Below are 311 nucleotides of genomic sequence, written 5' to 3' on the forward strand. Positions count from 1 at the left end.
CGAATTCGCTATCGTGATGGACACGGAAGCCTATAACCTGTGTTCCGTAGTTGGTCAGGTGGTGTCGCTTGTCCGTCTCGATCTCGCGGCGTTCGAGCGTGCAGCTGCTGATGAGGGCATCGACCCGGATGCGGATTACGCGGTGGGCAGCAATGCCGTGGAATACGCGGTGCAGATCGAGTTGGATCATCAGCGCGCGTTGCGCGAGGCCACGCATCGCCACTACAAAGGTGGTCTCTACAAGTTCGTGGGACTTGCCACGCACTCGGAGACACAGGAAGAGATGGTGATCTACGAACACGTGTGGCCGC

1 protein-coding gene is annotated in these 311 nt (G+C 58.8%); it reads left to right on the top strand.

From position 1 onward, the window contains the following. Window positions 1–311 (top strand): DUF1653 domain-containing protein (locus AC1RPH_RS08175; protein WP_481762089.1); only part of this gene is annotated, 311 nt, incomplete at both ends.

The organism is Dellaglioa sp. CoH-57-MRSF-16 (assembly GCF_056782055.1).